This window comes from Moorena sp. SIO4A1, assembly GCF_010672065.1.
In the GTDB taxonomy this organism is placed as follows: domain Bacteria; phylum Cyanobacteriota; class Cyanobacteriia; order Cyanobacteriales; family Coleofasciculaceae; genus Moorena.
Window position 1 is genome coordinate 1 of sequence record NZ_JAAHHX010000563.1, and the last position, 1,664, is coordinate 1,664.

2 protein-coding genes and 1 pseudogene are annotated in these 1,664 nt (G+C 39.4%); all 3 read right to left on the reverse strand.

The window, feature by feature from the left end; all coding sequences use genetic code 11:
* Positions 1-154: 154 nt before the first annotated feature.
* The gene (locus F6K53_RS40665) at positions 155-826 is read right to left on the reverse strand and encodes a hypothetical protein (RefSeq protein ID WP_075905303.1); all 672 of its coding nucleotides are present in this window, start codon (positions 824-826) and stop codon (positions 155-157) included.
* Positions 827-847: 21 nt separating this feature from the next.
* Positions 848-1,207, reverse strand: coding sequence for a hypothetical protein (locus F6K53_RS40670; RefSeq protein ID WP_293085879.1), 360 nt, complete (start codon positions 1,205-1,207; stop codon positions 848-850).
* 88 nt (positions 1,208-1,295) lie between these two features.
* Positions 1,296-1,664, reverse strand: a pseudogene (locus F6K53_RS40675) (hypothetical protein); the annotation flags it as partial.

Genomic DNA, 1,664 nt, shown 5'->3' on the forward strand with positions numbered 1-1,664 from the left:
TATCTCCCCATCTCCCCATCTCCCCATCTCCCTAATCCCTACTTCCAGATCGGACTATTTTCCACTAGCTGTTAGAATATTGCGGTAGCCAATGACTAATCACAATGAAGTCTAAACTCAACTATATCCTGCAATGTATTTATGGCAAGGTGTACTATTTGTTAACCCGCCCAAAATTTTCCCTGTCAATTAGTTCTTTGATTTCTCGAACGGTGGTAGCTTGAATCGCAATTCTATCCTCAATTTTTAGGGATGGATCGTAAGATGGTTGACTAGTATTCGTAATTTTTCCTCCTCCTCCAGTAGGACAAGCAATAAAAGCCACAGAGGCTAACCAGGGAAATTTAACTGAGAAATCGTCAATCCAGTTTTGGGCATAATCCCTCCAGTGGCAATCTTCAAGCAAGGAGGCTAATTCGCCTTTCATAAACTCCTGACTCGTGATTCTGGGTAAGATTTTGTCGTGATATCGAACCTCTGCATCAGAGCCAAAAGCATCTTGTATTAGTTCCAGAGCAGCGATCTGATCACCTTCTTTAGCAGGGGATAAATGCTGTCCGCAATAAAGTCCATCTGGAAATAAGTGAACTGCTGCATTGCGAACAAATACCTCTAATCTTCTCAATCCTAATTCATCTCCAGTCTGACCATAAGAAGGCAAATAATCGCCAATTTTTTTGGGAGCAATAAACTGACCGGGATTGCAGATAATGCCATGCAGAAACTGAGGTTCAAAAGTCGTTTCTGGGCGTTGCTGATTCTGGGTATGGTTTCGCCCCCCTAGCCCCCCAATTCTGGGGGGAACAAAACTCTTAAAGTCCCCCAAACTTGGGGGATTTAGGGGGCTTTAATAAAACCAGATAATCGCGCATTCATTCCTTAATTCAGCAACGCCCGTTTCTGTATAGGGTTCTTGTTTGAAAGCTACACCCAAGCTTTTAGTACTTTCGTAATAACACCCATTTTGTTTACAGATATTGATGCCTACTTCTACATCTTTTTCTTCTGGTTCAACAGCATAGACAATGCAGTAACTTATTCCCCGTTTTATAGCTTCATCAACAATACGGATTGCCAATGTGCCTGTTCCTGCACCGATATCAGCAATTCTAAATTCTACATTTTCTCCATACTTTAGTATCAATTCCTCAATAAACTGAGGAATCATCTTGAGCAGATAACCAGTTGCATCTGGCTTGGGAGTCAAAGGTTTATATAAATCTCTATTCATATCATTCACATTCACCTTAAAAAAAAGCTAAAAATCAATTAAATCCAAAAAGATTATCTAGGTATTAATCACTACTAATCATTGTTTGAGGAATATCTGATATTTTGACTCCTATTAATGCTAGCTCATTGAGGGAATTACCATTAACAGACAGACGATGTTGATAAGACTGTTTAGCTTTGACTGATAAAATACCTTCTTTAATGATGGTTGCCAACATTTTACCACCATTATGCTGGCTGCGAGTATCAAGTAAATCTTCTCTAATATTAAACGCTATCCAGCCTCCATCAACAATTAAATTATTGGCAAAAGCAAATCCCGAAGCCGGTAATCCTCCTGTTAGGGCAGAAGCACAGACCAAACAGTTAAACTTGGCATTTTCTAACTCATTATGAACTTCATTAGTTACATTAGGAAATTCCTCAACATA